General features: G+C 72.0%; 3 protein-coding genes. 1 reads left to right on the top strand and 2 read right to left on the bottom strand.

What is annotated here, in order from left to right:
- Positions 1 to 271: 271 nt before the first annotated feature.
- Together IE249_RS29275 and IE249_RS29270 are read right to left on the bottom strand one after the other, a co-directional pair.
- Complete coding sequence (locus IE249_RS29275; protein ID WP_189709550.1) at positions 272 to 2,602, bottom strand: polysaccharide lyase 8 family protein; 2,331 nt, start codon at positions 2,600 to 2,602, stop codon at positions 272 to 274.
- A gap of 443 nt (positions 2,603 to 3,045) precedes the next feature.
- On the bottom strand, positions 3,046 to 3,543 hold the full coding sequence (locus IE249_RS29270; RefSeq protein ID WP_189709560.1) for a hypothetical protein: 498 nt from the start codon (positions 3,541 to 3,543) through the stop codon (positions 3,046 to 3,048).
- A 269-nt stretch (positions 3,544 to 3,812) separates the two neighbouring features.
- Here IE249_RS29270 and IE249_RS29265 point away from each other — a divergent pair, with 269 nt between their 5' ends.
- Positions 3,813 to 4,430 carry a YceI family protein gene (locus IE249_RS29265; RefSeq protein ID WP_189709548.1) on the top strand — a complete coding sequence of 206 codons (618 nt, stop codon included), beginning with the start codon at positions 3,813 to 3,815 and terminating at the stop codon, positions 4,428 to 4,430.
- The last annotated feature ends 255 nt before the right edge of the window (positions 4,431 to 4,685 follow it).

Here is a 4,685-nt window from a genome sequence, read left to right as displayed (position 1 = left end):
CGCCTTCTCACTCGGACCCGCCACCGCCTGCGCACGGATCCCGTGCAACTCGGCCACACGCCCGCGCGCATCCGCCGGCTCGCCGGTGGGCTCACCCGTCGTCTCTTCCAAAACGGTCATGTAGTGACCTTACGAAGCACACCAAGGAAAGCGAGCCGTCGACTCCGTACAGTCTCCAGCCCGTTTTCCTGGTACCCCTGAACAGAACCACCGAGCCTTGCAGCCTTTCCGACTGCTCAGAGGGGATCGGCGTTGTGGAGGTCACACAAACTCAGGGGGCGAGAGCCACCTCACATTCATGGGTGGCACATGCCCTCCCTGGAGTGACACGCAGGCCCAGACGGGGGCCTTCGCGGATCACCTCGACGCCCTCGCCGGCCCGCAGCACCCGGCGCACCGGGTGATCCGGGGTCTCCCAGGAGATGTCCAGCGGCCGGCCGGTGCGGGGCGGCTCGCTCACGTGCAGGGTGGCGGTGCGCCCCTGACGGCGGACCAGCACACTGGCGCCGGCCGACGCGGTGAGCGGTCCCACCGTATCCGCCCGCCAGAAGTTGGCGGCGAGCAGGCCGAGGCGGGGCACGGCGACGGCCTGCCGGCCGGGGTCATTGGCGAGGACGGTCATCCAGTGGCGGCCGGCGGCGCGGGCGGCGACCTCGCGCCGGGACGCGCCGGGCAGGAGGACGTAGACGTACGCGGCGCCGTCCGGGTCGGTGCCGTGGTCCAGCCAGAGGGTCTGCCAGCGGCGGGTGCGCCGCTCGTGCGAGCCGCCGGCGTTGATGTCGCTCCAGGCTCCCGTGCGGTCCTCGCGCAGGACGCGCAGGCACTGACCGCCGGGGACCAGCCAGCCGCCGTGGCCCTCCAGGTGCGCCCAGCCCCGGCCCCGCACGAAGGGCTGGGCGCCGTCCGGTCCGAGGTGCCGGTTGTCGACGACCGTCTCGACGGGCACCCCGTCGGCGCAGGTGATCCCGGCGCCCAGGCAGACCACGGCGTCGTCGAGGCAGAACCAGGACTTGCGGGCCTCGAGCGTGGAGCCGAGCCCCTTGAGGTGCTGCCCGATCGCCGCGTACACACCGTCCGTCGCCCCGCCCACCCAGCGGACGTCGGGCCTCGGCTCGCCCCACTCGCCGCCCGCCCGGTCGGGCAGGGGCCGGGTGGAGACGGTGGTGCCGGGCAGCCGGTACCAGTCGACGGTGGGCCAGTACCAGTCGGTGTACTGGTCCGCGGGCTGTCCGGCGGCCCACCAGGAGAGCATTCCGGCGCCCGTGTGCCAACCACGCGGATTCTCGCCGTTGCCGCACTCGTAGTGGGCGATGCGGTCGCTCGCCATGGCGATGTGCGCGGTGAAGCGCGGGCGGCGGTGGACGGCACGGTCCATGGCGGCGAAGAGGCGATGGCCGGGGGGTTCGGGCGCGGACGCGGCCGGGGAGGCGGCGGCCGCGTGCAGCCGGAGGAGGTCGGCGACGCCGAACTGGGGGTCCGTCAGCACCGGGCTGACCGTGTCCCGTTGGATCCAGCCCTTGACGCGCCCGTACCAGCGCTCGCGCTCGGCCGGGGCCGCCGCGTCCGCGAGCAGGGTGATCGCGGCGATCAGCGCGTGCCCGCGGGAGTGGTCGCTCTGCGGGACATCGCGGTCGTCGCTCCTGGACAGGCCCCGGCTGATGGCGCGGCCGCTGACGCCGTCCATCACCAGTCCGTCGTGGATCAGCGGGGCGAAGGCGTGCTCGACGGCGTCCAGGACGTTGTGCCGGTCCGGGTCGGTGACCTCCCATGGGGAGCCGGCCAGCAGGGCGAGGAGGCGGCCCAGTCCGTCGAGGAGCACTTGGCCGTACGTGCCCGTGTAGGCGACGCGGGCGTGCTGCACGAACGAGCCGTCGGCGTAGAGGCCGTCGCCGTCGGTGACGTAGGGGAAGACCGGTGAGAGCGCGTCCCGGGCGAGGGCGATGCGCGTGCCGTCGCGGGCGAGCACGCCGCGCAGCGCGACGACCCGGCACAGGTCGACGCGGTTGGCGCCGGTGGAGGTGCCGGAGTAGTCGCGCAGCGCGCTGTCGGGGACGAAGTGGCCGACGGCGGCGCAGGCGGCGGCGATCCGGTCCGCGCCGAGCCGTTCGTGGAGGGCGGCCGTGATGTCCATGAGCAGGCGCGGGCTGCCGATCCGCCACTCCCCCCAGTTGCCGTAGGGGGTGGTGGCGGGGCGGTAGACGGTGGCCGCGAGGTGGTCGAGGCCGCGCAGGACGGCGGCGAGGAGGTCCCGGTCGCCGGTCGCGCCGGTGCCGGGCTGGAGGTAGGCCTGGGCCATGGTCCACAGGCGGCCGTAGCTGGAGGTGATGTTGGAGGGCGGGTCGAAGGGGTGGTCCGGCCAGAGGGAGGTGGGGGTGGGGGACATGGTGGTGTGGTGGACGCGGGCGAGGCGTCCGGTTTCGGCGAGGCGGGTGGCCCAGGGGGCGGCGGTGGGGTCGTAGGCGCTGCCGAGGGCCAGCTGGAGCCAGCGGCGGCGGAGACTTTCGTACGGGTCTGCGGGGGGCGGGGTTTTGGGCAGGCGGGCGCCTGTAGTGGCCGCGAGGAGGGCGGCCGTGAGGAACAGCGTGCGGCGGGTGGCCCTCACGAGGGCCCGCTGTTGATCTGGTGCTCCGTCATGGTCCCTGGCTAGCTGGATGGGGCGGGTCCGTCAACGCGGGCGCCCCCTCGTTTCCCGCCCGCCCGCCCGACTCGGTGGGGCAGCAGTCCCCGCCGCGGGGCTCCGCCCCGGACCCCATGCGGGGGCTGCGCCCCCTGCACCCCCCGTTTCCCACCCACCGCCCGACTCGGTGGGACAAAGAGTCCCGCCACGGGGCTCCGCCCCGGACCCCGGCGGGGGCTCCGCCCCCTGCACCCCCGCAACGGGCTTCTCCCCTGCACCCCCGCAACGGGCTTCTCCCCGTGCACTCCCGCAACGGGCTTCTCCCCCTGCACCCCCGGCACGAGGCTCTCTCCCCCCTGCACCCCGGCCCGAGGCCCCTCTGCACCCCCTGCACGGGGCCCGGCACAGGGTGCAGGGGTGACGAGGCCTCAGCAGCCGCCGCAGTTGTAGTACAGGACGTCCCAGTGGTTGCCCTCGTCGGCGTAGATGTTGCCCGAGCCTGACTTGTACTGGGGGGCGCCGTCGCCGCGCAGGCCGATGTAGGTGAAATTGTTCTTGATGTACGCGGTGACGCAGGTGTTCTTGCCGTAGTCGAGCTTGTAGCCGTTCCAGTGGGAGTAGGTGCCGGAGGCGTGGCCGGTCTCCGTGCCGCCGGTGATGTCGAGGGCGCAGCCGCCGGCCCGCTTGAGGGTCTGGGCGCCCTGGGCGGTGGCCAGGTTGAGCTGCTCGAAGGACGTGCAGGTGGAGTTGTTGCGGTCGGAGCAGTTGCCGGAGGAGGACCAGGTGATGCCCACCTGGCGGAACATCGAGGTCGCGGTGGCGTGACTGATCTTGGTGACGGCGAAGGCGTCGGTGGCGGTGCCGAGGACGGCGACGCCGGGGGCGACGACGAGGGCGAGGGCGGTGAGGGCGGCTCGGGCCTTCATGACGCTCATGGGGGAACCCTTCCTGCTGTTGGCCGTGCTTCCTGTGGGGCGGCTGTGCAGGTGGTGCACGCCGATGGTGCCCGAGGTCTACGCGCGTTGGCCAGAGTCCTGACACGGTCACCGTGAGCCACGGGGGCGACGCGTCACGCATGATGTTGAAAGTCGAACGGAATAGGTCTACGGTCGTGAGCGTTGACCTCGTTGAATGTTCAACATCCTCGGCGCTTCCCCTCCGCGCCGGGTGACTTCACACCGTCAAGGAGCAGATCATGGGCATCTTCGGCCGCAAGAACGACACCACCGACACCACCGCCGCCCCCGCCGCGCCGGCCGCCGTGAATCCGGACCTGGCCGCCCTCACCGGTGAGTACACGATCGACCCGGCCCACTCCACGCTGGGCTTCGTCGCGCGGCACGCCATGGTCACCAACGTCAAGGGCAAGTTCCTCGACTTCTCCGGCACCCTGCACCTGGACGGCGGCGACCCGGCCGCGTCCACCGCCTCCCTCGACGTCAGGATGGACAGCATCGACACCGGTTCGGCCGACCGCGACGGCCACCTGAAGAGCTCGGACTTCTTCAAGACCGAGGAGTTCCCGACGATGACCTTCCGCTCCGCCAAGGCCGAGGCCCTGGGCGGGGACGACTACCGGATCACCGGCGACCTGACGATCCTCGGCGTGACCAAGCCGCTCACCATCGACCTGGAGTTCAACGGCGCCGCCAAGGACCCGTTCGGCAACGAGCGCGTCGGCTTCGAGGGCAAGGCCGAGATCCTGCGCTCCGAGTGGGGCCTGACCTGGAACGCGGCCCTGGAGACCGGTGGCGTGCTGGTCTCGGACAAGATCAAGCTGAACTTCGACATCTCGGCGATCAAGAACGCGTGAGCCGCCCGCGGCCCCGCCGCGCCGCCCCCGCTCACCCCTGAACGCGCCCGCTCTCCACTCCCCCGTATGTGAGAGCGGGCGCCTCGCCGTTCCGGGAACAGGGAACGGACGAAGACCTGCCTCGCCCGGCGACTCTCCCGGCACTTTTTTCGGGCGCACGTGCGAAGAACTGTTATCCGGGCCGCCTTCAGCGGTCTCCCAGGCATCGGACATCATCGACCGACGTCTAGGGACGGGGAAGTTCTCGTATGAGCA

It is taken from the genome of Streptomyces anandii JCM 4720 (genome assembly GCF_014650655.1).
Lineage (GTDB): Bacteria > Actinomycetota > Actinomycetes > Streptomycetales > Streptomycetaceae > Streptomyces > Streptomyces anandii.
Note: the sequence above shows the minus strand (reverse complement) of the source record. Positions and strands in the feature narration are given on the sequence as shown.

Excerpts from the sequence above, each read along its gene's own strand:
- IE249_RS29270 (WP_189709560.1), bottom strand. The coding sequence starts at position 3,543 with ATGAAGGCCCGAGCCGCCCTCACCGCCCTCGCCCTCGTCGTCGCCCCC.
- IE249_RS29265 (WP_189709548.1), top strand. The coding sequence starts at position 3,813 with ATGGGCATCTTCGGCCGCAAGAACGACACCACCGACACCACCGCCGCC.